The organism is Pseudomonas sp. NBRC 111133 (assembly GCF_001320605.1).
Lineage (GTDB): Bacteria > Pseudomonadota > Gammaproteobacteria > Pseudomonadales > Pseudomonadaceae > Aquipseudomonas > Aquipseudomonas monteilii.
Genome location: NZ_BCBJ01000181.1, coordinates 1 through 1,246, shown reverse-complemented (window position 1 = coordinate 1,246; position 1,246 = coordinate 1). Strand labels below are relative to the sequence as shown.

The following is a 1,246-nucleotide window of genomic DNA, read 5'->3' as shown; positions in this document are numbered from 1 at the left end:
TGATCTTGCCCAGTCCCAGTGGACACCCCGTTAAGCGATAAACTGCAACGAGGTGAATCATGGCAAGACAAGCAACCCCAATGAAACAGACCCGCACCCGCCATTCCCAAGCCTACAAGGACGAAGCGCTGGCTTTGGCCGAGCGCATTGGCGTCAGCAAGGCTGCCGAACAGCTCGGCCTGCATGCTTCCCAGCTCTACGGCTGGCGGAGCAAGAAGCACCAGACTCAGTCCGGCAGCGAGCGCGAGCAGTCGCTGGCCGACGAGAATGCCCGACTCAAGCGGCTGTTGGCCGAGCACGCCGAGGAGCTGGCCATCGTAAAAAAGGCCGCCGCGTACTTTGCCAAGAGCCTCAAGTGAAGTACGCCTTCATGAGGACTCATACCGCGCATTTCTCGATCCAGGCCATGTGTCGCGTGTTGGGCGTTGCCCGCAGCGGTTACTACGCTTGGTGCTCTCGCAGGCCGTCAATGCGCCAGCGGCGAAGAGCCGAACTGGATCGGCAGGTCGCTCAGGCATACAGCGCACGCAAGGGCCGCAGCGGGGCTCCACGGCTTTGCCACGACCTGCGGGAAGCCGGCCTACCCTGCAATCGCAAGACGGTAGCCGCCTCGATGCAACGGCAAGGACTGCGTGCCAAGGCCGCCAAGAAGTTCAAGGCCACGACCAATTCTCAGCACTCCCTGCCAGTGGCAGAGAACTTGCTCAAGCAGGATTTCAAGGCATCTGCGCCAAATCAGAAATGGGTGGGTGACATCACCTACCTGTATACGGAGGAAGGCTGGCTGTATCTGGCAGTGGTCATCGATCTGTATTCACGGATGGTGATCGGCTGGGCCATGAACGAACGCATGACGGCCGACTTGGTTTGCGATGCCTTGCACATGGCGCTGTGGCGACGTAGGCAGCCTAATGACGTGATCGTGCATAGCGACCGCGGCAGCCAGTACTGCTCAGCGGCTTACCAGGAGCTGATCCGCGCCCATCACTTGCGATGCAGCATGAGCGCCAAAGGCAACTGCTACGACAATGCCTGTGCAGAGAGCTTCTTCCACAGCCTGAAGGTCGAGTGCATCCACGGCGAGCGCTTCACGAGCCGCGCCCAGATGCGTGAAACCGTGTTTGAATACGTCGAAACCGATTACAACCGCCAGCGGCGACACAGCACGCTGGGGCACATCAGCCCAGAGGCCTTCGAGGCCAGGATGTGTGCTTAAACCCGTGTCCACGGCTGCTGGGCAAGATCA

General features: G+C 60.3%; 1 protein-coding gene. It reads left to right on the top strand.

From position 1 onward, the window contains the following. The first annotated feature begins 59 nt into the window (after window positions 1–59). A protein-coding gene (locus APH36_RS30325; RefSeq protein ID WP_105446839.1) for an IS3 family transposase occupies window positions 60–1,216 on the top strand; the annotation gives its coding sequence in 2 pieces (ribosomal slippage) (window positions 60–318 and window positions 318–1,216; 1,158 coding nt in all). Window positions 1,217–1,246: the final 30 nt, after the last annotated feature.